At 65.8% G+C, this 25,300-nt stretch carries 23 protein-coding genes, 1 tRNA gene and 1 pseudogene; 14 read left to right on the forward strand and 11 right to left on the reverse strand.

Annotated elements, in window-relative coordinates; genetic code table 11:
- Window positions 1-113: 113 nt before the first annotated feature.
- Window positions 114-1,583: an aldehyde dehydrogenase family protein gene (locus ALTAJ2_RS06500; protein ID WP_007108434.1), complete on the forward strand. Its 1,470-nt coding sequence runs from the start codon at window positions 114-116 to the stop codon at window positions 1,581-1,583.
- A gap of 42 nt (window positions 1,584-1,625) precedes the next feature.
- Here the strand turns inward: ALTAJ2_RS06500 and ALTAJ2_RS06505 are convergent, their stop codons facing one another.
- Window positions 1,626-2,762 (reverse strand): hypothetical protein, encoded by a 1,137-nt coding sequence (locus ALTAJ2_RS06505; RefSeq protein ID WP_007108435.1) that lies wholly within the window; start codon window positions 2,760-2,762, stop codon window positions 1,626-1,628.
- Window positions 2,763-2,875: 113 nt separating this feature from the next.
- Here ALTAJ2_RS06505 and ALTAJ2_RS06510 point away from each other — a divergent pair, with 113 nt between their 5' ends.
- Together ALTAJ2_RS06510 and ALTAJ2_RS06515 are read left to right on the forward strand one after the other, a co-directional pair.
- On the forward strand, window positions 2,876-3,841 hold the full coding sequence (locus ALTAJ2_RS06510) for a carbohydrate kinase family protein (protein WP_007108436.1): 966 nt from the start codon (window positions 2,876-2,878) through the stop codon (window positions 3,839-3,841).
- Window positions 3,842-3,905: 64 nt separating this feature from the next.
- Window positions 3,906-5,057, forward strand: coding sequence for a YhjD/YihY/BrkB family envelope integrity protein (locus ALTAJ2_RS06515; RefSeq protein ID WP_007108437.1), 1,152 nt, complete (start codon window positions 3,906-3,908; stop codon window positions 5,055-5,057).
- A 120-nt stretch (window positions 5,058-5,177) separates the two neighbouring features.
- Here the strand turns inward: ALTAJ2_RS06515 and ALTAJ2_RS06520 are convergent, their stop codons facing one another.
- Together ALTAJ2_RS06520 and ALTAJ2_RS06525 are read right to left on the reverse strand one after the other, a co-directional pair.
- Window positions 5,178-5,603: a CopG family ribbon-helix-helix protein gene (locus tag ALTAJ2_RS06520; RefSeq protein ID WP_006186726.1), complete on the reverse strand. Its 426-nt coding sequence runs from the start codon at window positions 5,601-5,603 to the stop codon at window positions 5,178-5,180.
- Between the two features lie 24 nt (window positions 5,604-5,627).
- Window positions 5,628-6,440 (reverse strand): creatininase family protein, encoded by an 813-nt coding sequence (locus ALTAJ2_RS06525; protein WP_049899927.1) that lies wholly within the window; start codon window positions 6,438-6,440, stop codon window positions 5,628-5,630.
- 723 nt (window positions 6,441-7,163) lie between these two features.
- Between ALTAJ2_RS06525 and ALTAJ2_RS06535 the strand changes: the two genes are divergently transcribed.
- Entirely contained in the window at window positions 7,164-7,976 is an 813-nt protein-coding gene (locus ALTAJ2_RS06535) for a mechanosensitive ion channel family protein (protein WP_007108440.1), read from the forward strand.
- 66 nt (window positions 7,977-8,042) lie between these two features.
- Here ALTAJ2_RS06535 and ALTAJ2_RS06540 read toward each other — a convergent pair whose 3' ends face one another.
- The gene (locus tag ALTAJ2_RS06540) at window positions 8,043-8,564 is read right to left on the reverse strand and encodes a hypothetical protein (protein WP_007108441.1); all 522 of its coding nucleotides are present in this window, start codon (window positions 8,562-8,564) and stop codon (window positions 8,043-8,045) included.
- A gap of 139 nt (window positions 8,565-8,703) precedes the next feature.
- Here ALTAJ2_RS06540 and ALTAJ2_RS06545 point away from each other — a divergent pair, with 139 nt between their 5' ends.
- From ALTAJ2_RS06545 to ALTAJ2_RS06555, 3 genes are all read left to right on the forward strand, one after another.
- On the forward strand, window positions 8,704-9,156 hold the full coding sequence (locus ALTAJ2_RS06545) for a hypothetical protein (RefSeq protein ID WP_049899922.1): 453 nt from the start codon (window positions 8,704-8,706) through the stop codon (window positions 9,154-9,156).
- A 59-nt stretch (window positions 9,157-9,215) separates the two neighbouring features.
- Window positions 9,216-12,662, forward strand: coding sequence for a PAS domain S-box protein (locus tag ALTAJ2_RS06550; protein ID WP_007108443.1), 3,447 nt, complete (start codon window positions 9,216-9,218; stop codon window positions 12,660-12,662).
- Between the two features lie 149 nt (window positions 12,663-12,811).
- Window positions 12,812-13,270, forward strand: a complete 459-nt coding sequence (locus tag ALTAJ2_RS06555; RefSeq protein ID WP_007108444.1) for a hypothetical protein — start codon at window positions 12,812-12,814, stop codon at window positions 13,268-13,270.
- On the opposite strand, the gene ALTAJ2_RS06560 is transcribed toward ALTAJ2_RS06555, so the two are convergent.
- Window positions 13,255-13,923: an O-methyltransferase gene (locus ALTAJ2_RS06560; RefSeq protein ID WP_007108445.1), complete on the reverse strand. Its 669-nt coding sequence runs from the start codon at window positions 13,921-13,923 to the stop codon at window positions 13,255-13,257. The two genes, ALTAJ2_RS06555 and ALTAJ2_RS06560, sit on opposite strands and share 16 nt — an antisense overlap.
- A 157-nt stretch (window positions 13,924-14,080) precedes the next feature.
- Between ALTAJ2_RS06560 and ALTAJ2_RS06565 the strand changes: the two genes are divergently transcribed.
- Window positions 14,081-14,536, forward strand: coding sequence for a dCTP deaminase/dUTPase family protein (locus ALTAJ2_RS06565; protein ID WP_007108446.1), 456 nt, complete (start codon window positions 14,081-14,083; stop codon window positions 14,534-14,536).
- A gap of 164 nt (window positions 14,537-14,700) precedes the next feature.
- Here ALTAJ2_RS06565 and ALTAJ2_RS06570 read toward each other — a convergent pair whose 3' ends face one another.
- Together ALTAJ2_RS06570 and ALTAJ2_RS06575 are read right to left on the reverse strand one after the other, a co-directional pair.
- Complete coding sequence (locus ALTAJ2_RS06570; RefSeq protein ID WP_007108447.1) at window positions 14,701-15,501, reverse strand: enoyl-CoA hydratase/isomerase family protein; 801 nt, start codon at window positions 15,499-15,501, stop codon at window positions 14,701-14,703.
- A complete protein-coding gene (locus ALTAJ2_RS06575) occupies window positions 15,501-17,069 on the reverse strand; it encodes a long-chain-fatty-acid--CoA ligase (protein ID WP_007108448.1) in 1,569 nt (522 codons plus the stop codon). The genes ALTAJ2_RS06570 and ALTAJ2_RS06575 overlap by 1 nt, the downstream gene beginning before the upstream one ends.
- Before the next feature lie 187 nt (window positions 17,070-17,256).
- Between ALTAJ2_RS06575 and ALTAJ2_RS06580 the strand changes: the two genes are divergently transcribed.
- From ALTAJ2_RS06580 to ALTAJ2_RS19420, 5 genes and pseudogenes are all read left to right on the forward strand, one after another.
- Window positions 17,257-17,877, forward strand: coding sequence for a universal stress protein (locus tag ALTAJ2_RS06580; RefSeq protein WP_007108449.1), 621 nt, complete (start codon window positions 17,257-17,259; stop codon window positions 17,875-17,877).
- Window positions 17,878-18,279: 402 nt separating this feature from the next.
- A complete protein-coding gene (locus tag ALTAJ2_RS19415) occupies window positions 18,280-18,450 on the forward strand; it encodes a hypothetical protein (protein ID WP_160163677.1) in 171 nt (56 codons plus the stop codon).
- 1,048 nt (window positions 18,451-19,498) lie between these two features.
- Window positions 19,499-20,101, forward strand: a pseudogene (locus ALTAJ2_RS20040) (M14 family zinc carboxypeptidase); the annotation flags it as partial.
- 130 nt (window positions 20,102-20,231) lie between these two features.
- Window positions 20,232-20,642, forward strand: a complete 411-nt coding sequence (locus ALTAJ2_RS20045) for a hypothetical protein (RefSeq protein WP_239647710.1) — start codon at window positions 20,232-20,234, stop codon at window positions 20,640-20,642.
- A complete protein-coding gene (locus ALTAJ2_RS19420; protein WP_160163678.1) occupies window positions 20,639-20,797 on the forward strand; it encodes a hypothetical protein in 159 nt (52 codons plus the stop codon). The genes ALTAJ2_RS20045 and ALTAJ2_RS19420 overlap by 4 nt, the downstream gene beginning before the upstream one ends.
- On the opposite strand, the gene ALTAJ2_RS06595 is transcribed toward ALTAJ2_RS19420, so the two are convergent.
- From ALTAJ2_RS06595 to ALTAJ2_RS06605, 3 genes are all read right to left on the reverse strand, one after another.
- Entirely contained in the window at window positions 20,766-21,623 is an 858-nt protein-coding gene (locus ALTAJ2_RS06595) for a hypothetical protein (RefSeq protein WP_007108453.1), read from the reverse strand. The two genes, ALTAJ2_RS19420 and ALTAJ2_RS06595, sit on opposite strands and share 32 nt — an antisense overlap.
- Before the next feature lie 204 nt (window positions 21,624-21,827).
- Window positions 21,828-23,024, reverse strand: coding sequence for an ABC transporter substrate-binding protein (locus ALTAJ2_RS06600; protein ID WP_193365028.1), 1,197 nt, complete (start codon window positions 23,022-23,024; stop codon window positions 21,828-21,830).
- Window positions 23,025-23,084: 60 nt separating this feature from the next.
- Window positions 23,085-24,098, reverse strand: coding sequence for a HEAT repeat domain-containing protein (locus ALTAJ2_RS06605; RefSeq protein ID WP_007108455.1), 1,014 nt, complete (start codon window positions 24,096-24,098; stop codon window positions 23,085-23,087).
- Window positions 24,099-24,447: 349 nt separating this feature from the next.
- Here ALTAJ2_RS06605 and ALTAJ2_RS06610 point away from each other — a divergent pair, with 349 nt between their 5' ends.
- On the forward strand, window positions 24,448-24,792 hold the full coding sequence (locus ALTAJ2_RS06610; RefSeq protein ID WP_007108456.1) for a hypothetical protein: 345 nt from the start codon (window positions 24,448-24,450) through the stop codon (window positions 24,790-24,792).
- Window positions 24,793-25,217: 425 nt separating this feature from the next.
- Here the strand turns inward: ALTAJ2_RS06610 and ALTAJ2_RS06615 are convergent.
- Window positions 25,218-25,291: transfer RNA gene (locus ALTAJ2_RS06615), tRNA-Thr, on the reverse strand.
- Window positions 25,292-25,300 lie beyond the last annotated feature (9 nt).

The following is a 25,300-nucleotide window of genomic DNA, read 5'->3' on the forward strand; positions in this document are numbered from 1 at the left end:
TACAGTTTATGTATCCGTCATAGTAAACGTGTTAGCAGACGGCACCCTCAATATCTCCTTTGTTTTTTCGAGGCTGAGTAAACATTTTCAATGAGGGGATCCAAGGAACCGGTATGGCAACGAGAATCGCACAGCGGCGGGAGCGGATCTACGTCGACGGCGAGTGGCTCGAGACCGAAGACGATCTGTCGGTCTCGGACCTCGCCGAGGGCGGGACGTTCGCACACGTCGCCGCTGCAGGGCCGACGGAGGCCCGCACCGCGCTGGCCGCCGCCCACGAGATCAAACCCGAACTACGCCAGACGACCGTCGTCGAGCGGGCGGAATGGTGTGAGACGATCGCCGACCGACTCCGCGAACGCGAAGAAGAGATCGCCGAGGTCATCGTCCGAGAAGCCGGCAAACCGATCTCCTCGGCTCGCGGCGAGGTCGGCCAGGCCGCCGAACGCTTCGATCGAGCAGCCGAGGAAGCCCGCACCATCGTCAGCAAAGGCGAGTACCGCGAGGGCTCGACCGACGGTCACGAGGGCTGGCAGGCGATCGTCAAACACGAGCCGATCGGCGCGGTGCTGTGTATCACGCCGTACAACTATCCGCTGGCGACGACGGCGCTGCAAGTCGCACCCGCGCTCGCGGCCGGGAACAGCGTCCTGCTCAAGCCCGCCAGCAAGACGCCCATCTCGGCGGCGATCCTCGCCGACGTCATCGCCGATGTCGACGGGATTCCGGACGGCGCGTTCAACTTCGTCCCCGGCGACGCCAGCGAGATCGGCGACGTCCTCTCGGGCGACGACCGCGTCAACGCGATCGCGATGACCGGCTCCTCGGGCGCGGGCAAACACGTCGCCCGGGAGAGCGGGATGGTCAATCTGCACATGGAACTCGGCGGCAACGCCCCGGCGATCGTCTTCGACGACGCCGACCTCACCGACGTCGCGGGTAACTGCGCGAAGGGGTCGTTCAAGTACGCCGGGCAGCGCTGCTCGGCGATTTCGCGCGTGCTCGCACACGAATCGGTTCACGACGACCTCGTCGATCTGATCGACGGGCAGATGGACGCCTGGCAGGCCGGCGACCTCTTCGCGGAAGACACCGCCCTCGGCCCGCTGATCAGCGAAGATCAGGCCGACTGGGTCGAAACGCTCGTCGAAGACGCCGTCGAGAAGGGCGCGGAGATCGTCCGCGGCGGAGAACGACGTGCCCCCGACGGCGTTCCGGACGAACTCGCCGATCAGTTCTTCGAGCCGACGCTGCTCGCGAACGTCCCCCACGACGCCCGCATCGTCGACGAGGAGCAGTTCGGTCCCATCGCCGCGATCACGACATTCGAAGACGAGGCCGAAGCCCTCGAGATCGCGAACGGGTCCGATCTCGCGCTCGACGCGGCGGTCTTCACGAACGACTACAAGCGCGCGATGCGCCTGGCCGAGCGCGTCGACGCCGGCGCGGTCCGGATCAACGGCGCGCCGAGCCACGGGCTGGGCGACGTTCCGTTCGGCGGCAACAAGGACTCGGGGATCGGCCGCGAGGGCCTCGACGCCTCGATCCACGCGATGATGCGCGAGAAGAGCATCATCCTGTAGCCCGACCGACTCGGTGCGGCGTCGTCGCTCGAGCCGCGACGATCAAAACGAGACCGAGTTACTGACGACTTGCGTCTTGGTGTCCCCGCTGACAGCGACGACCTGAACGGTCCCCGACTCGCCGGCATCGTACTCGAGCGTCGCCTGCTGTCCGACCTCGGTCAGGGTGTCCCGTTTCTCGCCGTCCGCACGTACTTCGATTCGGTCGGCGTTACCGCTGGCGGTGTACGTGACGGTGACGGTCCGCGACGACTGATCGACATCGATTGCCGCCCCGGCCCTCACTTCCGATCCGGGGTCGGCGAACATGTCACGGTACTCGTATTCCGCGGTCGGAACGGTCCGCGTCGCCACGCCGACGTTGCCGTCGACCTCAACGGTCACGTCGTCGAACTGGTCCGTCATCGTCTCCTCGAAGTCGGCCGTCCGCTCGGGGTCAGGGTAGACGGCGACCGCCGTGTAGGTCGACGTGTCGGCCCCGAACGACCACGAATACGTCCTGCCGGTCCCCGCCTCCTCGCCCTCGTATGCGCCCCAGAGGATCGCACGTTCGTCGACACCGACACGCTCGAGCAACTGCGCGAAGTGGTCGTGCTCGTCGACGCGGCGATCCGTTCCCTCGACGCCCGCCGCCAGGATCGTCTCGAGGGCCGCGCCGTCGGCGGGGCTCACGACGACCGTCTCCGCGGAGACGGCGACCGAGACGCCGTCGCGCTCGAGGACCGCGAACTCGCCGATCGACGACTCGCTTTCGGCATCGACCGCGCCGGGATCGAACGTCCCGGTGGCGATGACGTTCCCAGCGACGTCCTCGGATCCGAACCTGCAAACGGACGTGACCGCCGATTCGTCGTCCACCACCTCTTCGACGATCCCGCGACCGTTACCCGTCGGCAGCCGCGGCACGTCCTCGGCGGCGGCCGCGCCGAGATCGTCCGCGGATCGACGGATCGCAGCGAGGTCCCGGAAGTGAAAGACCAGGTTCTCGCTGCCCGATGCGGGGACCCAACGCTCGAGCGTCGACATGCCCGTCGCGGTCTCGTCGTCCGTGGCGTTCGATTCGTCGGTGTCCTCGGTACCGTTCTCGGACAGTCGATCGAGACAGCCTGCAGTAAGCGCGATCCCGCCCGTTCCCGCTCCTGTGGTCGCGAGAAGTTCGCGCCTCGAAATATCATTCATACTGTTACCTGCCGGTTGAAACCTCGAAAATATAAATTCACTGTCCTGACCGGCCCGCTCGCGGGCGGGAGATCGTCGATAGAACTACCGTCGTTGCCGGGGGAGGATCGACCATGTCTCGCGACGTGCTCGTCGTCGGCGAAACGCTCATCGACTGGGTACCCGAGCGATCGGGACCCCTCGAAACCGTAGACGGGTTCGAGCGCCGCCCCGGCGGTGCGCCCGCGAACGTCGCCGTCGGCCTCGCCCGCCTCGAGAGCCCGCCGCTGTTCTGGACCCGCGTCGGTGACGACCCGTTCGGACGCTATCTCGAAGGGACGCTCGCCGACCACGGGCTCCCCGACCGGTTCGTCGAACGCGACGCCGATGCGAAGACGACCCTCGCGTTCGTCACCCACGACGAGACCGGCGACCGCGAGTTTACGTTCTACCGCGACGGGACCGCCGACACGCGCCTCGAGCCCGGCCGGATCGACGACGCGACCCTCGCGGACTGCGAATGGGTCCACGCCGGCGGCGTAACGCTTTCGAGCGGACCGGCGCGCGAGGCGACGCTGGACGTGCTCGAGCGGGCCGCAGCCGCGGACTGTACGGTCTCGTTCGATCCCAACGCCCGATCCGAACTGTGGGCCGACGACGAGACGTTCGCGCGCGTGGTCGGCGATGCGCTCGCACACGTCGATCTCTGTTTCGCGACGGTCGCCGAACTCGAGGCGCTCGGTATCGGCGGCGGGACGCCGACGGAGAGCGCTCGACGGGCGATCGACGCCGGCGGGCCGCACACGGTCTTCGTCACACGCGGCGAGGAGGGTGCCGTCGCGGTCGCGGCCGACGACGCACCCTGGCCCGCAGCCGCGGTCGATCGGCCCGGCTTTGCGGTCGAGACGGTCGATACGACGGGTGCCGGTGACGCCTTCGTCGCCGGAGCGATCACCGCCCTGCGGGACGGTCGCGGACTCGCGGACGCGGTCACGTTCGCGAACGCCGTCGCCGCGACGGCGACGACCGACGCGGGCGCGATGGCGGCGCTCCCGACCCGCGAGGCAGCGGCCACACTGCTCGAGCGGGAGTCGGACTGACGGCGACTGAAGGGCGTGTGGTTGCAAGCCGGAGCGCTATCAGGACCTACGACGGACAGTGTGTATGAGCCTCGAGGGCCGTGGTGTTCCGCCGTTCGCGAACGCGGTGGTGGCGGGGATTCGGGAGAAGAACGTGACGTTCATGGCGGCCGGCATCGCGTACCAGGCCTTCATCTCACTGATTCCGTTGCTCGTGCTGGTCTTCTTTCTCGTCTCGTTTCTCGGCGGCGAGGGGCTCGCCCAACAGGTGTCGTCGGCGACCGAAGGCTTCCTCCCCGAGAGCGGCCGCATCCTTCTCGAGGACGGGATCGAGGGTTCGACCGGGAACGCCGGAACGTCGATCATCGGCCTCCTCGTCCTCCTGTGGGGGTCGTTGAAGATCTTTCGGGGGCTCGACACCGCGTTCTCCGAGATCTACGCGTCGACCGAGGACAACTCGTTGGTCGATCAGGTCCGCGACGGGGCCATCGTCTTCGGGACGATCGGGGTCGCGCTCGCGGCGACCGGAGCGACCAGCATCGTCTTCGCGTTCTTCCCGACCACTCTCTTCATCGGGCTCGTAAACCCGCTGTTGCTCGTCGGCGGGCTGACGATCGCCTTCCTCCCGATGTATTACTTCTTCCCCGACGTCGACGTTTCCGTCCGCGAGGTGCTGCCGGGGGTCCTCGTCGCCGCCGTCGGCTGGGCGGCGCTACAGTCGCTCTTTCAGGTTTACGTCGCCCTCTCGAGCAGTTCGGACTCCGCGGGACCGATCGGGGCGATCCTCCTCCTGCTGACCTGGCTGTACTTCGGCGGCCTCATACTGCTCGTCGGGGCCGTCGTCAACGCCACCCGCTCGGGACACATCGACATCGAATCCGACGCGCTCGGGGGCAGTCCCGCGAACCCGGACCGCGACCCCGTCGTCGATGCGGACCGGCGCGAACGCGAGCGACTCGCGGCGAGACTCGAGGACCTCCGGCGCGAACGCGATCAGCTACGCAACGATCGCGATGCCGAGCGGGCGCGCCGCTACCGGCTCGAGGATCGAGTCGCCGACCTCGACGACCGGGTCGAGCAGCTGGAAACGACGAACCGTGATCTCGAGGGGGAGATCGAGCGACTCCGCCGCGAACTCGCGGCCCGCGAGGGGTCGCCGTGGCGCCGGCGGTTGCGCGGCGCGATCGCACGGGTTCGGACGCTGAACGTCGGCGTCGTCGAGGAGCGAAACGAGTAGCGCGTTGGGCTGTCTGATGGGGGTCGCGGGACGATCGAACGGATCGGTGAGCGAGACGACCGCTGTGTCCTCGAGGTGCGAACCGACGCGGGTGATGCCGACCCCCGTCACACGGCGGCGCTATCCCTGTGCGAGCGGATCGAAACTATCGACCGGAATGACGGAGTAATCGACGGTCAACGCGTCCTTGGTCGCCCTGATCTTTCCGACGAACGCCGAGATATCCTCGAGTTCGCCTTCGAGGACGAACAGTTCCATGCAGTAGTGATCGCCGACGTGGCTGTGGAAGTTCGAGGCGACGAGGTGTTCGTGTTCGTGACGCAGGTGCATCATCCGCTCCTCGACGCTGGTGGTCTCGTAGTCGAACAACACGGTGACGATCCCCATCAGGTCCCGCTCCTCGAGTCGCGTGTCCTCGAACTCCCCGAGCAGGTTCCGCGAGGCTTCCCTGACGACTTCGCTCCGACCGGTATAGCCGTGCTCCTCGGCGAACTGATCGAGGCGCGCGAGGAGTTCGTCCGGCATCGAGACGCTGACGACTGCCATATAATAAAACCGCGCTAGCATCTATTAAGGATTATCATCGCTGCTGGGTCGGGTCGGCCCGCTGCCCGAGACGTGATCCGCGGGCAGCAGATCCTCGAACGGTTGAGCGGCGAGCCACTCGCAGAGCCGGACGAGTTGGTCGCTCGCGGCCTCGAACAGTTGCTCGCCCTTCTCGGCCGAGGCGTCCGTCTGATCGCCCAGGACGCCGTTGGCGGTATTGTCGGCCGCGTCGTAGAACGTCCGCGAGCCGTGTTTGATCGTCTCGGCCGCCTCGACGCTCGGGATCCCGGTCTCCCTGGCCTCCTCGAGTCGGTCGTCGTGGACGAGATCCGGTTCGAGATACTGGATCATCGAAGTCTCCTTCGGCCCGCCGTGGGGGCCGTTCTGCTCGAAGAGGTCGTCAACGAGGGTCGGAATCGAGTCGTTCCACATCCACTCGATGGCGTACGCGACCTCGTCCCGTCGGAGCCGTGCCCCGACTTCCCGGAGGTGCGGCACGTTCCCGCCGTGAGCGTTCACGTAAATCACCCGATCGATGCCGTGAGCGGTGAGGTTCCGCGTCAGCGACGCCACGTATTCCCTGAACGCCGGTGGGTCGACCCACATCGTTCCGTGGAACTGGCGGTGGTGACCGCTGACGCCGATATCGATCGTCGGGGTACGGAGAAAGCCCGTTCGGTCGGCCGCCTCGCGCGCGAACGCCTCCGCGATCAGGTGGTCGGTCGCCTCCGGCAGATGCGGCCCGTGCTGTTCCGTCGATCCGAGCGGCACGAGCGCGAGCGATTCCGATTCGAAGTACGTCTCGAGGTCCGGCCATGCCTCGTCGCCGAGATACATGGCCATCTCTCGTGTGCGGAGCATCAATAGCGTAGTGCCGACGCGCGCGGTGCACGGTCGAAACGCGGCCGCGACGACGAGCGCCGACACCGGCAGCACCGCTCGTCCCGGCCGACGTCGCACTGACGGGATGCTCACCGGTAATACCGTCTTACCGGATCGAGTAGCCATCGTACTGATCCGGGGGTCCCGACCGGCGTTCCGTCGACAACTGGACGCACTGAAACGGCATCCGACGGCGTGTCCGAAGCCGGGCGGAGGATCGACGGTTCGAACGCGGTCCCGCGTTCTCGCCCCGCTGTGCTCCCGTCGAGAGCGATTCGCGGCTCCACAGCCCCTGGTCGATCTCGAGCGTTCGAGCCCGCCGCGTCTTGCCCGCGTTCGACGCGACACTGCGGTCCCATGAGTGAAACTGGACACGTTCGGCGAGCCGGCGACGGCGGTGATTCGAATCCGATTTCCCGCTATCACCGACGCGGTTTCGAATCCGGTCACAATACGGGTTTATCGCCCGCCGGCTCGAGGATCGTCTCGGTCCCGAGGCAGAGCCCGCTCGTCGGTCCGTTCGGAACCGGTCTCGAGCGGGCACGGTACGGCCGTCGCACAATTCCCCGTAACGGACACTTCAATCGACCCGCGTTGGCCGGTCGAGAGCAGTTGGTTTCATGACAGTTAGATACGGACTCAATTACAAAGGACGGACGATACCAACCGGCGTCGTGTATGGTACCACCGTATCCTGCCCAGGCACAGGTTCCCGACTGGCTACAAGATCCCGTCGCGGAACTGATCACGTTCCTCCCGCGGTTGATCGGCGCGCTGATCATCCTCGCGATCGGGTGGGTCATCGGCCGCGTCGCAGCGGGCGTGGTCCGACGGCTCGCCGATGGCATCGAACTCGATCGGATGGTCCTCGAGACGCCGCTCGGTCGCATACTCGGCGGCACCGAACGGGCGGTCTCGAACGCATTCGGGACGCTGGCGAAGTGGTTCGTCTACGCGCTCGCAGTCCTCGCGGCCGCGAACGCGCTCGCGATCGCGACGCTGTCGCAGTGGATCTCGACGGCGGTCTCGTACCTGCCGGCGTTCGTCGCGGGGCTGCTCGTCATTACCTTCGGGTTCGTCGTCGCCGACTTCATCGGCGATGCCATCGAGCGGACCCGCGCGGCGACCGAGACTGCTTACACGAGCTGGTTTGCCACCGGCGCGCGGATGTTCCTCTACTTCACGGCGATCGTCATTGGGCTCGACACGATGGGGATCGACGTCGGCATCCTCTACGTGTTCGCCCGGGCGATCGCGTGGGGCCTCGGCGCGGCCATCGCCATCGGAGCCGGCGTCGCGTTCGGCTGGGGTGGCAAGGATTACGTCGCCGAAAACATCGACGCGTGGATGAACCGAACGAGCAACGTCGCGCCCAGCGAGGGAGAGTCGGCGACCGGCCGCTCCCGGAGCAGCGACCGGCCCGGAACGAATCCGAGCACCGACCGCGACCGCGGCTCCGAACCCGGTCCCGGACCGGGTGACGACGACTAAGCCCGGTCGCCGATCGCGGTCACGGTCGTCCGCGACGCCGCGAAGTCGATGTCGTTCTCGCGCCGCTCAGTCGGCGACGGCTCGTTCCGCGTCCGGCTCGTCGGCGTCGCCGCGCGGGAAGAGCGGCTTGACCGGCACGATCACGTGGGCCCGCACGAGTCGCCCGTCGTTTCGTCGCCACTTTTGCAGATGGGCAATCGCGTGCGAGCCGTCGTATCCCTCTTCGATCCGCTCGCAGATCGCGCCGAACTCGTCTTCGTCGAACAGGGCAGCCGAGACCGGGTCGGTCTCGACCGCGACGCTCCCCCGTCTGGCGTAGACGTCGAGACGGCCGTCGAACGCGTACTCGAGGGCTTCGATCCAGCCGTGGATCTCGCCGACCGTCGGCCGATCGGGCGCCGTCGGAAAGGTGATCGACGCCTGATACTGGTCGGGACGATCCTGGACGTGTCGCTGCCAGAGCCGTCCCAGTCGCCGCGCAGTCCCGCCGCCAGGTACTGCCGATGCGATGTGGGTCGCTCGATCGGCCGCGGCCGAGACTCGTCGTCGGAGGGCCGTCACGGGGACAGTTCGATCGCGTTCCCTCATTCGTTCTCACGTTCGAGTTGCGGGCATCGGTAATACGTCCTTTGTTGTGGCGCGACGGCGGCCGCCGCTCGAGACGCGGGACGCCGGCCGTCGACGGTTCGCGAGAGTTTTGTACAATGGGTTGCTACCCGACGGCAGCATGCCTCGTACAGGGTCCACTCCCTCGCGTCCGCTCCTCGCCGGTTCCGTTGCGACCGTCGCGGCCGGCGTCGCGGTTAATCTCCTCTTTGACTCCCCGCTTCGAACGCTGCCGGCGTTCGTGTTGGTCGCCCTCGGCGTCGCCGGCGTCACGAGCACCGCCAGAGAACACGGGACGGCACGGCTTCGACGCACCGCGAAGCGATGGTGGGTGCTCGCGTTCGCGACCTTCATTCCCTACGCGCTCGCGACGGCCCCCGACGGCGAATCGGCGGCCGCCGTCGGCGACGCGTTCGCCGGCCCGGTCGTCTCCCTCGCGCTCGAGTCGATCGCCGGCGCGACCGTCCTCTGTGCGGTGTCGATGACGGTCCTCTACGGGTTCGCCTGGTACGGCATCCATCCGGGCCGCCCGACGCCAGAGGAGCGCGTCCTCGCCGACGGCGGCGACGAGTAGTTACACTCGAGTGCGGAATCGGCGCTGGACTTATCCGTTCGAGCGGCCTCCTACGTCCAATGACCGAACGGGCGGAACCGACGGCGTCAGCCCCGTGGAGCGACGGTGCCGATCAGGCGGCGCGTCAGTGGTACCGGACGGTCGTCGAGACGGTTGCGGGCGGGGTGTTCCAGCTCGACGCGGACGACCGCATCGTCGGCGTCGACGACACCCTCCTCGAGTTGACTGGCTACACCCGCGACGGGCTCTCCGGCGAGCACGTCACGGCCCTCCTCGGTGAGTCCGGCAGTGGCTCGTTCGAGAGAGGGTCCGCGACCGGCGTGACCGAACGCGAGGATTCGATCCGGACGGCCGACGGTACCGCGATTCCCTGTGAACTACGGCTCGGAACGGTCCCCGGCAACGACGACCGTCGAGGTTCGATCGGCGTCGTCACCGAATGCCGCCCCGGACCTCGAGCGGCGTCGGACGCCGAATCGACCCGGACCAAACCGTTCGAATCGATCACGACAGTGCTCGAGGAGGCCGATATCGGCGTTTTCGTGCTCGACGAGTCGTTCGATGTCGCGTGGATCAACGAGGCCACCGAACGGTACTTCGGGCTCGACGCGGCGGACGTGATCGGCCGGGACAAGGCGACCGTGATCGACGAAACGATCCGCGACCGGGTCGGCGATCCCGACGCGTTCGCCGATGTCCTCACGGCGACCTACGACGACAACGGCGACACCGAGCGCTTCGAGTGTCGAATCACACCCGGCGACGGCCGCGAGGAGCGCTGGCTCGAGCACCGGAGCAAACCGATCGCGTCCGGCCCGTACGCGGGCGGCCGGGTCGAACTCTACTACGACGTGACCGAACAGCACCGGCGAGCCTCCCAGCTCAGACAGCTAACCGAGGCCGTCCGCGAGTGGCTGGGCATCGGGACGCGCGAGGCCGTCGCCGAACAGGCCTGCCGTCACCTCTCCGAGATCCTCGATCCGGATTTCAACGGCGTGTTCCTCTCCGACGCCGCGGGGACGACCCTCGAGCCAGTCGCCTGGTCCGAACCCGAAACGACCTCGGTCGACGAATGCCCGACGTGCGCGGCGGGAGCGGCAATCGCCCGGCGCGTCTTCGACTCCGGCGAGCCGGTGATCGACGACGACGTGTCCGTCGAGGCGGACGACTCCGCGGTGCCGATCCGAAGCGCGATCGGCCTCCCGATCGGGGACCACGGCGTCGTCGTCATCGGGTCCGAAAGCGCCGGCGCGTTCGACGAGGGCGACCGTTCGCTCGTGAAAGTCGCCGCGTCGAGTCTCGAGGCGACCGTCGATCGGATCAGCCACGAGCGATCCCTCGAGCGCGAGCGGTCCCAGACCGAGACGATCCTCCGGACCACGCCGGTCGCCATTTCGGTCGAGGACGCCGACGGCGAGACCGTGCTGGCGAACCGACACGCACAGACGGCGCTCGGACTCGCCGACCGCGGGCCGCTCGGCGAGACGGAACTGCTCGCCGAGGGGACCGTCGTCGACGCCGACGGCGACCCGGTCGGCCCCGACCGCGGCCCGTCGACGCGCGTCAGGGAGACCGGCGAGCCGGTCTTCGACGAGGAGCTCATGATCGAGGGACCGACGGGCGATCCGTTGTGGTTCTCCGTCACCGCCGTCCCCGTGTTCGGGGACGACGGCGACCTCGAGCGGGTCATTTCGGCCGGCGAAGACATTACCGCGCTCAAAGAGCACGAGCGCCGCCTTGAGCGTCGCAAGCACGAACTCGAGACCGAACTGAGCGAGATTCTCGGGCGGGTCTCGGACGCGTTCTACGCGCTCGACGACGACTGGCGGTTTACGCACGTCAACGACCGCGCCGGAGAACTACTGGGGCACGATCCGGCGGCCCTCGTCGGTGAGAACATCTGGGAGACGTTCCCCAGCGGAGCGCGATCCGACCTCTTCGAGCGCTATCGGACGGCCATGGAGACACAGCAACCCGTCGCGTGGCAGCGGTACTCCGACTCGCTCGACATCTGGATGGAGATCAGGGCCTACCCCTCCGAGACGGGACTGTCGGTGTACTTCCAGGACATCACGGACCGGAAACGCCGCGAGCGTCATCTCGAGCAGTACGAACGGATCATCGAGACCATCGAAGACGGGATCTACGTCCTCGACGAAAACGACCGGTTTTCCATGGTCAACGAGGCGTACACCGACCTCACCGGGTACGATCGCGACGAGTTACTCGGCAGCCACGCCTCGCTCGTCGCCGACGAACAGGTGATGGCCCTCGCCCAGCGAATCGCCGCCGAGAGCGATGATTCGACCATCGAGGCGTCGGTCGAGACGAAATCCGGCACCCGGATCCCGGTGGAGGCGACGGTGACGTCGATCGCGACCGTTGATACCGGACCCGAGCGGATCGGCGTCGTTCGGGACGTCACGGAGCGTCAGGAACGACAGCGCCGACTCGAGGCGAGCGAGCAGCGCTACCGCACCCTCGCCGAGAACTTCCCGAACGGCGTCGTCGCCCTCTTCGACGACGAACTGCGGTACACCGCCGCCGGCGGGCAACTCCTCGGCGAAATCGGGATCGATCGCGAGGTCGCGCTCGGCCAAACGATCCACGAGCGCTATTCCGACGAGCTACTCGCCGAGGTCGAACCCCATTTCCGGGCCGCCCTCGACGGCAACGAGCGCACCTTCGAGGTGACCTATCGCGGCCGGGACCTCCGTGCCACCACCCTTCCCGTCCGGACCGGTGACGAGGTGACCGCCGGAATGCTGGTCATCCAGGACATCACCGAACGAACGGCCTACCGGCGCAAACTCGAGGAGTCGAACGAGCGCCTGGAACAGTTCGCCTACGCCGCTTCGCACGACTTACAGGAGCCCCTGCGGATGGTCACCAGCTATCTTCAGTTGATCGAGGGGCGCTATGCCGACGAGCTCGACGCTGACGGCCGGGAGTTCATCGATTACGCCGTCGACGGGGCCGAACGCATGCGGGAGATGATCGACGGGCTGCTCCAGTACTCCCGGGTGGAAACGAAAGGCGAGCCGCTGGAGCCGGTCGCTCTCGATGCGGTTCTGGCGGACGTTCGCGAGGACCTCCAGGTCCGTATCGACGAACGGGACGCCGAGATCACGGCGGACACCCTCCCTCGTGTCGCGGGCGATGCGAGCCAACTTCGGCAAGTGCTCCAGAACCTGCTCTCGAACGCGATCGAGTACAGCGGGGACGAGCCGCCGCGGGTTCACGTCAGCGCCGAGCGGACCGGATGGAAGTGGGAAATCTCCGTCCGCGACGAGGGAATCGGAATCGACGCCGAGAATCAAGACCGGATCTTCCAGGTGTTCCAGCGCCTTCACAGCCACGAGGAACACGCGGGTACGGGCATCGGGCTCGCGCTCTGTCACCGGATCATCGAGCGCCACGGCGGCGAGCTGTGGGTCGACTCCACTCCCGGCGAGGGCTCGACGTTCTCGTTTACCCTCCCAACGGCAGAAACGGCGACGAACTGACCGCCGCCGATCGTCGCCACGGCCGGCCAGCGGTCCCGTCAGTCACCGATGCGATCCCGGGTTCGAGCCCCGACTCGAGCCGCCGGTGCGAGCGACCCACGATCAGCCAACAGCTATATATTCGCCCACCGACTCAACCCGGCAACGCGGTGCACGACGTGATTCCGACAAGACACGGCTCGGAACGAGCCCCGTTGGCTGCCGCGCTCGGCTGTTTCGCCGTCGCCGGCGTCGCGAACGTCACCGTCGACCACGTCGCTCTCACCATCGGAGCGACCGGACTGGCCGTCGGTGGCGTCGCGTGTCTCGCTCGCTACGCTCAGTCGGTCACGCGGAAACGCCTCGCAGTCACCGCGTTGGGGCTGTGGCTCTCGTTTCTGGGCGTCGCCGTGGCGCACGCCGTTGGCCTCGAGACCGTCGGCTCGAGCCTACCGGGACCCGCGCGGGTGACGGTCGTGGGACTCACTGCGATCACGTGGGCGACGCTGCTCGCCGCCGCCGGAACGACGATTTTCCTCGGCTTCCGGGAGTACGGGGCCTCGGCGCCGGCCGAAGAGCCCGACGAACAGGTGTTCGACGGCGAGACGACCGACTACTCGACGCGATAACTCACCGCGATGCCCTCGCCGAGGGGCACGACGATCGTCTCGAAGGCCGGATCGGCCCGCACCGTCTCGAGGTAGTCGATGATGCCCCGCGTGTGTTCGGTGGTGTCCGTCGGGGTACCGCCCTCGGCCCAGTCGAGGAGAGCATCGAACTCGATGACGCCGGCCGTAATCGCGTTGTCGGCGACGACGACGCCGCCAACCGGCACGTCCGACCGAACGGCCTCGAACGCGTCGGCGTAGGTGCTCTTCTGATGGTCGATCAGCACGACGTCGAACGGGCCGTCGTAGCGGTCGATCGTCGCCATCGCGTCGCCGAGTTCGTACCGCGCGATGTCGTCGTAGCCGCCCGCGGTCATGTACTCGCGAGCCAGTTCGAGTTCGTCGTCGTCGACCTCCGTGAGGACGATTTCGCCGTCGTCGGGGAGCGCGTCGGCGAACCAGTAAGCCGAGTAGCCGTAGCCCGACCCGAACTCGAAGACGCGCTCGGCGTCGGTCAGGCGGGCGACAAAGCGAAGGAAGGCCCCGACCTCGGGGCCGACGTGGGGGAACCCCGCAGCGGCGGCGTACTCGTCCATCTCGACCAGCGTCTCGTCGGGGTCCGGGCCGACCGCGCGAACGAAGCGAGCGATCCCGTCTGCGAGAACCTCGGTCATACTCGAGGCTACGGTCGCCAGCACATAGGGTTCGGGGAGTCCGACGCGCCGGCGGTCCCGATCGGGAGCGGGTCGGCGGCGGGTCGGCGACCGAGTGCCGTCGGGCCCGTTCACTGACAGTACTATTTTCACGCTCGGAGCCGTCATATCGACCGAAATGCCCACCGACCAACCCCTCGCCGAGTCGATCGACAACCTGGTGTACGAACCGGTACAGGTCACGGACCACGGCGTCGATCTGACGGTCAGCGCCGTCTACGAGGTGGCCGCCCCCGGCCGTCTCGACTTCGGCGGCGACGAACTCACGGACGCCGACCTCGAGCCCGTGCCGACGGAACTCGAGTCACCCCACGACGAGTTCGGCTGGTGGCATCTCGACGGCGGCCAGTACGTCATCCAACACAACGAGTTCCTGACCGACCTCTCGGAACCGGTCCGACTCCAGCCGCGCAACGAACTGCTGGCTCGCGGCGGCTCGCATCCCTCGATGCAGGTGCGAGACCACCTGCCGTTGATCCCGCTGTCGGTGACCGACGGCGGACTCAAACTCAAGGAGAACGCGCGGGTGTCGACGGTGGTGCCGATCGGAACCGCGTCCCGACAGGTCGAATAGCCGGTCCCTCCCTCGAGTATCCGTCTCGGTCCGACTGGGACAATGTATTGACGGCTACAACGGGTCGCTGACCCGACCCATCACGAGGCTCACGAGCAGCAACACGACGACCGCGATCACCCACGGCACACGGGGAATTGAGCCAGCGACAGTACCGCGGTCGACTACCGGCCCTCGTACTCTGGTTCGCGATCCTCGAAGAAGGCGTCGACGCCCTCCTCGTGGTCGGCGGTCTCGAAGACGATGCCCTGTGCCGTCGCCTCGTCGGTCAGGGCCTGCTCGAGGGACTTCTCCAGCCCCTCGCCGACGAGTCGGTTGGCGTGGCGAAGCGCGATCGGCGGGCCGGAGACGATCGTGTCGACGAACTCGTCGACTCGCTCCTCGAGTTCGTCGCGCCCGTAGACGTGGTTGACGAGGCCGAGTTCCGCCGCTCGGTCGGCGTCGACGATGTCGCCGGTGAGGACGAGTTCCTTCGCGACGTTCTCGCCGACGACCCGGGGGAGCAGATAGGAGGTGCCCGCGTCGACGCTCAGGCCGACCTGCCGGAAGACGAAGCCGAAGACGGCGTCCTCGCTGGCGAGTTGCATGTCACAGGCCAGCGCGAGGTTCGCGCCGGCACCCACCGCGGGGCCGTCGATCAACGCGATCGTCGGCACCGGGAAGTCGATCAGCGTCCGCATCAGATCGTTCGTCGACCGCTCGAGTGCGCGGACCCGCTCGTCGGCGGGGATGTCGTTCTCGATGCCCTCGACCATCGATTCGATATCGCCGCCGGCCGAGAACGCGCCGCCCGCACCCTCGATAACGACACAGCGGGCGTCGCCCCCTTCGATTTCCGCGAGCGCCGCCGAGATGCCGTCGCTGATAGCCGTCGAGAGCGCGTTGCGCCGCTCGGGCTGGTTGAGTGTGATCGTCGCAACCCCCTCGGAATCGATCTCGAGGAGGACGTCGTCGCCGAGCGCCATTATGCGTCCCCCTCCTGTTCGCGGAGTTTGAACTTCTGGACCTTGCCGGTCGTCGTCCGGGGGAGTTCGTCGACGAATTCGACCTCACGCGGGTGTTTGTACTCCGCGAGGTTGGTCAGACAGTACTCGGTGATCTCTTCGGCCGTGACATCGCCGTCGGGCGTCCGGACGATAAAGGCCTTGACGGTCTCCCCGCGGCGGTCGTCCGGAATCCCGGCGACGGCGGCGTCGGCGACGTCCTCGTGCTCGAAGAGTAATTCCTCGACCTCGCGTGGATAGACGTTGTAGCCGCCGGTGACGATCATGTGCTTCTCGCGGTCGACGACGTAGAAGAAGCCGTCCTCGTCATGGTAACCGATGTCGCCAGTGTGGAACCAGCGTCGCCCGTCCGCCTCGGTGAACGCCGCCTCGTTGGCGTCTGGCAGGCCGTAGTAGCCTTTCATCACGTTCGGCCCGGCGACGACGATCTCGCCGGTGATCTCGTGGAGGTCGGCTTCGTCCTCGTCGATCGGCCCCTCATCGACCGGTGGAACCGCACCGAAGTCGTCGTCGACGACCCTCGAGTCGACATCGGGAACGGTCTTCCCGATGCTGCCGACGCGGCGGCCCTCGATCGGGCTGTTGAAGTGCGTGATCGGGCTGGTCTCCGTGAGCCCGTACCCCTCGTAGATCGTCGGTTCGTAGAGCTCCTCGAACTGGCGCAGGACTTCGACCGGAATGCCCGAGCCGCCGACGCCACAGAGCCGCACCGACGACAGGTCGAACGCCTCGGCGTTCGGCTGATTGATCACGTCGTTGTACATGGCCGGGACCCCGTGCATGATCGTCAGCTCCTCGTCCTCGATCAGCGACACGGCCTCCTGTGCGTCCCATTCGGGCATCGGGTAGTACGCGGCACCGTTGAACAGCGCCGTGTTCATCACGACGGTCATCCCGTAGATGTGGAACAGCGGGAGGACCCCCAGCTGTTTGTCGTCCGGCCGGATACCGTCCGGAACGAGTTCCGACGCCGCGTTCGCGTTCGACGCGAGGTTGCCGTGCGTGAGCTGGACCCCCTTCGGTTGCCCGGTCGTCCCCGACGTATACGGCTGGACCGCGTCCTCGTCGTCATCACGCTCGGCGATCTCCGGGTCGCCGGGCTCGAGGAACTCCTCGAGCGTGCTCGCACCCTCGGCGTCGCCGCCGACGCTCACGACGTGTTCGACGCTCGTCTCGTCTCGTACCGCCGTCACGAACGGGACGAGATCGGCCAGTGCGACGACGACCTTCGCCCCGCTGTCGTCCAATAGGTGACCGATCTCGCGAGCCTTGTACTGGGGGTTCATCGGGACGACGACCCCGCCGGCCCGAAGCGTCCCGTGGAACGCGATCAGGAAGGGCGGCACGTTCGGCAGATAGAGCGCGACGCGGTCGTCCTGGCCGAGCCCTCGTTCCTCGAGCGCAGTCGCGAAGGCCCCGGTTTGCCCCCAGAACTCCTCGTAACTCGTTTCGGCCCCCTGGAACCCGATCGCGGTGTTGTCGCCATGTTCCTCGACGGCGTCCGCGACGTGAGTGACAAGATTTGTCATAGTCCATGTCATGCGTTTTCGCGTGTCGTAAAAAAGATTTACATCGTTCGGAGAATGCGGCCGTATTCCTTTCCATCGATAATCGGTCTGATAGCTTCTCGAGGGGAGAAGGGGAAGGGAACCGCTCGCAACGGGCTAGCGACGACTCGAGGGTATTTACGACCGTGCCCCCTAATTCCGCCGTAGCATGTATCAGGACATCCTCGTTCCGACGGACGGGAGCGACGGCACACGTCGATCGATCACGCACGGGTTGACGATCGCGGATCGCTTCGACGCGACGGTCCACGCGCTGTCGATCGTACCGCAGGGGCCGCTCGGCACGCTGCAGACCGACGACGCGATTTCGGCCGCCGAGCGTGCGGTCGAGCGCGTCGAAGCCGAAGCGACCCGGGAGGGGGTCGACGCCGTGACGGCCGTCGAACGGGGCGTCCCCCACGAGGAGATCCTCGAGTACACCGACGAACACGACGTCGACATGATCGTCATGGGGACCCAGGGGCGGACCGGCCTCGATCGGGTCCTGGTCGGGAGCGTCACCGAACGGATCGTCCGGATGGCGGACGTGCCGGTCGTAACCGTTCGCTTGAACGACGAAATCCGGATCGAAGATGCGGACGAGGCCGCACGGATCGCTCGAACGACGGCGGAACGGGACGGGTACGACGACGTGACCGTTCGCGAGACGCCACACCGGACCAGTGCCTCCTGGATCGTCCCGCTCGAGACCGAGTCGGGGTCGCTTCACGTCCACGTCGACGCCCTGACGAGCGAGGCCCGCGTTGCGAAGGGGCCGGAAACCGAATAGGGGCCACCGGGGCTCGAGTGATCGCCCGAACGACTCGTCGCCGTGTCGTGGCGTCGACATCGATCGGCACACCCCGGTTCGGAGGCGTCGAGTCCCGACGGTCCGTCGCGTCGTCGGTCGCGGAGAGTACGGCGTTCACTGCGCGGAAAACGGTCGCCCACGGGGGCGGTAGGTGGTGGTTTCGAGGGTCCCCGCGGACAGTTACACGGGAGCGATGCACGATGATAAAACTGCCCACATCGAACCTGCCCGCGTCCGTCGATGGCCGATTTCGGATCGGCCGCTCGACTCCGCCGACGGTGACGATCGAGTACGTGTCGACGGCCACCACGTCCGGGACTCGGTCCGGAATGACAGGGACGCTACAAACAGTTTTTAGTGAAAGTCAGCCTATGATACCGCATGGCAAGCAAGGAGGGTGAGCGATTGATCGTCAGCGGGGATGGGATGGGATCGGGACGACTCACGCGCGTTTTCCACTCGTCCGGTTCGCCCGAGTCGGTAGTGCTCGTGGCGCTCGCACTGGTGCTATTCGCCGTCGTCGTCACGGGGAACCTGCTCGGATTCTGGTGAGGACCTCGGCCGATCCGCGTTTCACATTCCGTGCCCGCCCGACTCGAGGCCGCTCGCCTCGCGTCCGACCGTCTGCGGCAGCCGCTCGCCTCGCGTGGGAACCCGGCCCGCTCGTCGGAGACCGACCACTCCGTCTCGAGTCGACGGCTTCCCGCGCATCCGAGAGCAGTCGCACTCGTCTTGGCTTCTCCCGACGACTTCTCGTCTCCGACCTCGAGTCCGGCGTGCTGTCACTCTCTCACGTCGGCGGGTCGTCGACGGGCCGCTGCCGAAATACTGCCTCGATCGGACGTCTAAATAAGTGACGCTGGGCCGATATTTTATATGCGTCACGTTCGATAGCAGCACATGGGGTGTTCGAATGACTGACAGGGATGGGGACGGGAGACAGTATCCGAACGGCCACTGTCAGCGGTGTGGCGAACCGCTCCGGCTCAGTCCGTGTCTCAACTGTGGCTGGACGAAACGGGCGAACGACGGCCGGTAACCGTGGCTGGTCGTTCGGCCTCGGTGCTGATCGTGCGAGCGATCGGTGACCGGGAATCGGACCGGTCGGACGACGAATTCGATACCGGCGAACTCGAACAGATGGGGCTCCGTGTTCGAACACATCCGCGCGACCCCTTCGACCGGCTTAAGCGCGGGGCTTCGTCGCCAAGCCTCGAGATCGCGCGTGGCCCCCAGGGGGCTTCGTCTCGTGACACGCCGGCGGGAACCACCTGTCAGCGACCGGCTTTGGCTCGGACGTCACCCGCGACAGCCGTGCCCTCGGCCGTCCCAAGCTCGGTCGTGTGCGTATTGCCGGTCGCTTTCGGCGGCAACCGCTACGGAGTGCCTTTTATTCCGCCAGGGGCGGGACGAACGTCCCGCTGTCGAGTACGTCCCGGAGTCATGTAACTGTTTCGAACAATCCGTTCCGGAACGAGATCGTACTCAGTTCGGTACCCCGGCAGTAGCTAGCCAATACGATTCTCTTCCAGTATGTTGCTGGAACATGCTTATTAATAATTAAATAATAGTGGTCAATCGGCTACTGAGGCGGCGGACGATGCTCAACACACTCAGTGGTATCGCAGGAGTCGGAACCGTCGGAACGGGTCTCGGCAGCGCTGAGGGGTGTCGAGGGGACTTCGTGAAACCGGGCGGGCCGTTCCCGCCGGACACGGCGTCGATCAATTACAACTCGTTTACGAACAACGAAACGCTCTATCGCACGCTCGAGAAACTCGACGCGCGGAGTTCCCTCGAGTACGAACCGATCGGTGAGACCTGGGACGGGCGACCGATTCCCTACGTACGTATCGACGGTGGTGACACCGACGTGTTCTACGTGACCCAGCAACACGGCGATGAGCAACATACGACGGAAGCCGCGCTACAACTCCTCACGAAATTCGCCGCTGGCGGGCGTCGCACCGCGGACATCCTGAACGAAGTGACACTCCACGTTATTCCGCGCCATAACCCCGATGGCTGGGCACCGGCGGACGAGACCGAAACGCCGGCGCGGGAAAACGGGCGGCCGGCGGACGTGTGCCATCACGACCCGTACTACGGCCCGGATCAGTGTGGGTCGGTCGACCCGAACCGGCAACACTATTTCGCCGTCGATCCGGACGTCCTCGCCGAGGTCGATGGTATCGATCCCGACCGAATCCCGGACGAGAACCCCTCACCCGAAACGCAGGCGATGCTCGACAAAGCCGACGAGGTCGACGCCGACATCGTCTGTGACTGGTACCACCAGTTCACCCTCCGAAACGACGAGTGCGAACTGATCAATGCCTCGACCAGGTGGCCGCTCAACGCGGCAGCCCGACGAGGCGGTGGCCCTCTCCCGGCGGATTTCCGCGTACGCGTATCAGGAGACGGCGGATCTCGGCCACACGACGTGGGACACCTATCCGGGCGGGACCACCGCCAACATCGCTCGAAACGCCCACGGCGTTCTGGGCCGCGGGAGCGTCCTCTTCGAGTTCCGGGGCCAGGCGAGCGACCTCGGCAACGCGGCGAACGGGAGGCTCGTGACGGTCATCAACACGGTCATGACCGATATCCTGACGGGGATCGCCTCCGGCGAATTGTACGCAGTCGATCCCGCCGCCGACGAGATCCCGCCCCGCGGGGACTACTTCTGGAAGGAACTCCCGCGATCGGAGTGGACGCCGGAACACGAGGCCTACGCGGAATGAGACCGCACGCGGCACGCCGGGACCCGGCTGCCGCCCGACGCGTCGATCACGACCTCGAGCCCGTCGCGGCCGTCGGTGGACTCGAGATGACGGTCGGTCGGGAGACCGGGGCAGCCGACGCGCTTAGTCCCGTGCGGAACGCTCCCGAACCGTAACCTCACGGTCGGCGGTGAGATACCCCCGAAGCGACAGCGTCACCGAGTCCGGTGTCTCGGTCGTGTACTCCGTGTCGAGTTCGAGGGAGAACGTCGCGTCGTCGCCGGCGGACACCTCGCGCTCGAGGATGTGGGATTCGTCGTCGTCCGCAATTCGTTCCGTCGGCCAATACAGGGCTGCGAGAAACCGGCCGTCGGTCTCCGAGGTGTTCGTCACGGTCAGCGACACCGGAAGCGGCTCTCCGCGGGACACCGTATCCGGGACGGTCAGCGACAGCAGTTCGAAACTGGGAGCGGGCGCAGCTAACCGCTCGCGTCCTGCTGCGGTGAGCGGCCACGTTGTGTCGGCGTCCGCGTACCGAATACGCGGGTTCGATGCCGAGAGCGGTGACGGGACCGCGAACGCGAGATATGACTCCTCGCCACCGCTGTGTCGACCGACCGGTCTGCCCCCGTGGCCCGCAACCGCGAAGTTCGTCCCGCCCCTGCTGTCGGGGAGTCCCGGGGTCCAGGACTCCGCAGCCGTCTCGAACGTGAAGTCCGATGCCCGGAGGTCCTCGTCGGCCTGCACCGAGGCAACGATATACTGTGTCCCGTCTTCGGCATGAACGCCACCTGACCCCATCATGGATTCGTACGTGACGGCCTTTCGCACGACGATATCGGTCACCGAAATCCCGGCATCGGGAGACGGCGATCGCGACTTCTCAGTTCCGTTATCGGGTTCGTCGGCGCTCCGATCCGGGGTGCTCGAGTCGCTGAGACAGCCACTCGCGAGGGTAGTGAGGGAGGTCCCGCCCGCGACGAGGAGTGTCCGTCGATCCATGTCGGATACTCTCGGACACGGGATATATGACTTGGTCAGGGTCAAACGGTTGTTTGACCTATCGAGCCACTGACCGTCACTGCATAGCTGGTCGCACGACGGCTGTGGGATCGGCGTGCAAATCGCGTCAGTTGACACTATCGCAGGGGCGACTATCGTTCTCCCGACCGGCGTGGGGTGACCTCGGCAACCAACGATCGGCGCTCAGAGTTCACCGTTGATGATGGCCGCAATTCGCTGGCGGTCGAACAACCGTTCGTCCTCGGGGATCTCCGGGTACGGTTCGCCGTCGACGTAGCCGGGCCACTCGCCGAACTGGTCGGGGTACAACTGCTTCGCGGTCATTTCCATCTGGAAGAGGTTGAGGATCGGTCCCTGTCGACGCGCCCCCTGGGCGTAGACGGTGCCCTCGTCCACGGCCGTGAGATCGCTCGTGGCGGCGCCTTCCTCCAGCTCCGTCCGGATGTCGTCAAGGTCGTGGTACGTCGTCATCGGGCCGAGGACGAGCAACACGTCCGGGTCCGCTTCGAGGAGGAGTTCGTAGTCGAGCGTGATGTTCCGGCCGTCCTCGCCGTACCCGTCCCCGGTGACGTCGGCGAGCGCGTCAGTAACGCCCATCGGCCGAGTGTGTGCGGCGTAGTAGCCCGGGTAGTTCATCTTGTAGCCCCACGCCTTTTTCTCGTCCGATGCGAACGTTACCAGCGCCGCGCTTGGCCGGTCGCTCTCCGGCGGACGGTTCGACTCGATAGTTTCCAGCATCGACTCGTGGACCGCAGCGAGTGCTTCGTACCGTTCGGTCTCCTGAAACACCTGCGCAATCTTGGCGAAAATGTCCCACAGCGTGTAGTATTCGTATTCGTCGGCCCAGCCCGACGGCGGTTCCCGATGGGTGCCACTGAGGGTGTTCCCGAACCACGGGCCGACGTTCTCATCGATCTTGCTGATGTCGCTGTCGTCCCATCCGGTGGCCGTCGCGACCTTCGCAGGGTCTGCGATGTGAACGTCGCTGTCCAGTTCGTACAACTTCTCCTCCGTCGGCGGCCACGAGGAGTACAGTCCCTCCCAGTCGACCGAGACCCCGTCGAGGCGCTGCAAGAATTTCCGGTACAGCGACTGGTGGTATTCGGGGGCGTGCATCGCGTTGATGTCGTCGCCACGCCCGAGTGCCAGCAACATGTCCGCGTGGTGGCCCAGTATCGTGAAGACGTTCTGTGGAACCTCCTCGAACGTAACCTCGCCCATGGGTGCCATCGTCACCGAGTAACTCCCGTTCTCCGGCGTCGAATCCGAGTCGGACTGACTCACACACCCTGCGAGCAGCCCCCCACCAACGACTGTCCCGCCGAACTTCACGTACTCACGTCGCGTCGGTGCCCCGTGCTCAGTGGCGTCATCTGCCATGTGTTTTAGGCTAGCCTAAAAATATAAAACGGTTCCGAATAGTCGGCCAGTCTAGATCAGTCAGTGTGGTGCGCCACAGCGCGGACACATCGGCGGACCGCTCTCGGGCAAGTCGAGTCCGCAGTGTTGGCACTCGGCACCGTCGGGCGACGTAATCGCTTCGACGACGTCGTCCGTCCCATCCCGGATCGACTCGACGGTCCCGAGACCGGTTAGCGCCTCCACGGACTCCGCGTCGTCCGACAGCGACTCCCGGAGGAACCGCACGCGGTCGGTGAGGAACGCCGGCGGGTCGTCGTCCCCGGAGTCGACCCTGCCGAGATCTGGGATCGGATCAATCGAGGCTTCCGACCGTATACCCAACGCGAGACCCTCCGCTGCTCGGCCCCTGACGTAGGGACTCTCGTCGTCCAACCGTTCTCGCAGATCACTCTCTGCTTCGGACATCCTCTCGGGATTCTCACACCCGACCGCGACAAGCGCCGTACAGAGCTGGTACCTGACGAGTTCGAGTTCGGCATCGAGATGCTCGGCCAGCGACGGGACCTGATGCCGGAGCCGGCTCGAGTCACCGAGCGCTACGTACGCCAGTGCCTTCGCGAGTTTCGTTCTGACTTCCGGTTCGTCGAACGACAGCCCGATGCGAAGGTCTGCCAATATCTCCGGATCACTGACTTCCTCGGGGAACTCGAGCGCGACGTAGCCGAGTGCTTCGGCACACCGCGCTCGGACGTAATAGAACTCCTCGTCATCGGTCAGTCGCTCCGCAAGCGGGTCGATAACGGGTAGGACGACACTCGAGTCCGACGCTGCGAGGGTGACGAACAGTTTGGCACTGGTTAGTCTGACCGCACGGTCGTCGTCGACCAGAAACGTCGCGAGCGGGGCAGCGAGTCCGTCGAACGCGCTTGGACGCTCTTCGGCGTCCGTCCGAACCGCCCGCAACGCTCGCTTGCGAGTGTCGGCGTCTGCCCCACCGATCCGCTCCAGCTTTGCAACCACCTCCTCGTGCTCGCTGTCGTCGAGAAGATCGGTCAAGCGGTCCGGTGTCGGCGGTTGGTCGGAGTCCGTCATCGGCGCTGTCAGTATGTGACCGTTCGATGACCGGTCGTTTCAATCCGGTGGCTTCGTACTGGCGCATCACCACCAACACTCCCGTGTTCTCACCCATCCGTTTGAGTCGAAGTTGCAGCTACTACCGGCGACGCTCGTCGACTCGACTGTGGGTCCACGACCGCCGTGGCCACCGACAAGGCCTCCGGATCGATTTCGGACCGAGCAAGCGGTACTTGAGGGGCGACTCGAGGGAGACGATCCTCACCACGCATCGCCACGACATTTAATAAGTGAGAAATATACATGTAAGGTAAAACTAGTTCTAGCAAAGATTTATTATTATTGGCGATGCCTATCCGATGCAGAAATGTCAGACAATGTCACAGGTATCGATCGACGTAGCGTCCTTCGAAAAACCGGCATCGGACTCGCCAGCGTCGGTGGCGTCGCGATGGCAGCCGGAAGCGCTTCGGCGACCCACCTCTCAGTCGGCGACACAGTCAAGTACACTCCCTGTAGTGACTGTGATGACTGCTATAACCTGATGGAAGATCCGCCGAACGGAGACTGGAGTCGGACCGGCCCCTACGCGTGCCGCGGGTGGGAAACGGAAGTGCTCAGCATCTACGAATCGTCGGGCGAGCAGTTCGTCGAACTCGATTTCGGCAAGGGACCCGGCTGGGAATCCGAACACGGCGTTGAGAAGGTATAATTCGGCCGGAGTCTAGAGACATTCACTACTTTTTGCGGCCGCCAGCGTTCCCATCTTGACTCCCTCTGGGGACACGAACTGTCAGGACAGCTTCAATGGTGGTTTGGCAGGCCGGTTGTAATCGCGGACGTGTGACGCGTCGTCGAGCGGCGTAAATTACCCGTCGTCCGCCGTCCAGCCGGCCCGGACCGTTCGCTCACCGCGTTTCGGCGACCGAGGACGGACTCGGCAGCCTCGGTGTCGCCGAGGCTCCGCAGAACGGGCCTGCCCTATCGGTCGCAGTGCTCGAGCGACGACACCTCCGTTCGACCGGCGGTAGAACGTGTTTTGACCCGTCGGTTCGGATTACTCGGCTTCCTGGACTGTACCTCTCCTCCCCAAAACAGGCGGCATCAGCCAGTAGGTGCTTTGAACGTAAGGGTTTAAGCCAGGGCGGGGATTTGAACCCCGGAAGTCTCGATTACAAGTCGAGTGCATGAACCGCCCATGCTCCCCTGGCGCAGGCCGT

This window comes from Natrinema altunense, assembly GCF_000731985.1.
Classification (GTDB): Archaea; Halobacteriota; Halobacteria; order Halobacteriales; family Natrialbaceae; genus Natrinema; species Natrinema altunense.

Excerpts from the sequence above, each read along its gene's own strand:
- ALTAJ2_RS06500 (WP_007108434.1), top strand. The coding sequence starts at position 114 with ATGGCAACGAGAATCGCACAGCGGCGGGAGCGGATCTACGTCGACGGC.
- ALTAJ2_RS06505 (WP_007108435.1), bottom strand. The coding sequence starts at position 2,762 with ATGAATGATATTTCGAGGCGCGAACTTCTCGCGACCACAGGAGCGGGA.
- ALTAJ2_RS06510 (WP_007108436.1), top strand. The coding sequence starts at position 2,876 with ATGTCTCGCGACGTGCTCGTCGTCGGCGAAACGCTCATCGACTGGGTA.
- ALTAJ2_RS06515 (WP_007108437.1), top strand. The coding sequence starts at position 3,906 with ATGAGCCTCGAGGGCCGTGGTGTTCCGCCGTTCGCGAACGCGGTGGTG.
- ALTAJ2_RS06520 (WP_006186726.1), bottom strand. The coding sequence starts at position 5,603 with ATGGCAGTCGTCAGCGTCTCGATGCCGGACGAACTCCTCGCGCGCCTC.
- ALTAJ2_RS06525 (WP_049899927.1), bottom strand. The coding sequence starts at position 6,440 with ATGTATCTCGGCGACGAGGCATGGCCGGACCTCGAGACGTACTTCGAA.
- ALTAJ2_RS06535 (WP_007108440.1), top strand. The coding sequence starts at position 7,164 with ATGGTACCACCGTATCCTGCCCAGGCACAGGTTCCCGACTGGCTACAA.
- ALTAJ2_RS06540 (WP_007108441.1), bottom strand. The coding sequence starts at position 8,564 with ATGAGGGAACGCGATCGAACTGTCCCCGTGACGGCCCTCCGACGACGA.
- ALTAJ2_RS06545 (WP_049899922.1), top strand. The coding sequence starts at position 8,704 with ATGCCTCGTACAGGGTCCACTCCCTCGCGTCCGCTCCTCGCCGGTTCC.
- ALTAJ2_RS06550 (WP_007108443.1), top strand. The coding sequence starts at position 9,216 with ATGACCGAACGGGCGGAACCGACGGCGTCAGCCCCGTGGAGCGACGGT.
- ALTAJ2_RS06560 (WP_007108445.1), bottom strand. The coding sequence starts at position 13,923 with ATGACCGAGGTTCTCGCAGACGGGATCGCTCGCTTCGTTCGCGCGGTC.
- ALTAJ2_RS06565 (WP_007108446.1), top strand. The coding sequence starts at position 14,081 with ATGCCCACCGACCAACCCCTCGCCGAGTCGATCGACAACCTGGTGTAC.
- ALTAJ2_RS06570 (WP_007108447.1), bottom strand. The coding sequence starts at position 15,501 with ATGGCGCTCGGCGACGACGTCCTCCTCGAGATCGATTCCGAGGGGGTT.
- ALTAJ2_RS06575 (WP_007108448.1), bottom strand. The coding sequence starts at position 17,069 with ATGACAAATCTTGTCACTCACGTCGCGGACGCCGTCGAGGAACATGGC.
- ALTAJ2_RS06580 (WP_007108449.1), top strand. The coding sequence starts at position 17,257 with ATGTATCAGGACATCCTCGTTCCGACGGACGGGAGCGACGGCACACGT.
- ALTAJ2_RS19415 (WP_160163677.1), top strand. The coding sequence starts at position 18,280 with ATGGCAAGCAAGGAGGGTGAGCGATTGATCGTCAGCGGGGATGGGATG.
- ALTAJ2_RS20045 (WP_239647710.1), top strand. The coding sequence starts at position 20,232 with ATGCCTCGACCAGGTGGCCGCTCAACGCGGCAGCCCGACGAGGCGGTG.
- ALTAJ2_RS19420 (WP_160163678.1), top strand. The coding sequence starts at position 20,639 with ATGAGACCGCACGCGGCACGCCGGGACCCGGCTGCCGCCCGACGCGTC.
- ALTAJ2_RS06595 (WP_007108453.1), bottom strand. The coding sequence starts at position 21,623 with ATGGATCGACGGACACTCCTCGTCGCGGGCGGGACCTCCCTCACTACC.
- ALTAJ2_RS06600 (WP_193365028.1), bottom strand. The coding sequence starts at position 23,024 with ATGGCAGATGACGCCACTGAGCACGGGGCACCGACGCGACGTGAGTAC.
- ALTAJ2_RS06605 (WP_007108455.1), bottom strand. The coding sequence starts at position 24,098 with ATGACGGACTCCGACCAACCGCCGACACCGGACCGCTTGACCGATCTT.
- ALTAJ2_RS06610 (WP_007108456.1), top strand. The coding sequence starts at position 24,448 with ATGTCAGACAATGTCACAGGTATCGATCGACGTAGCGTCCTTCGAAAA.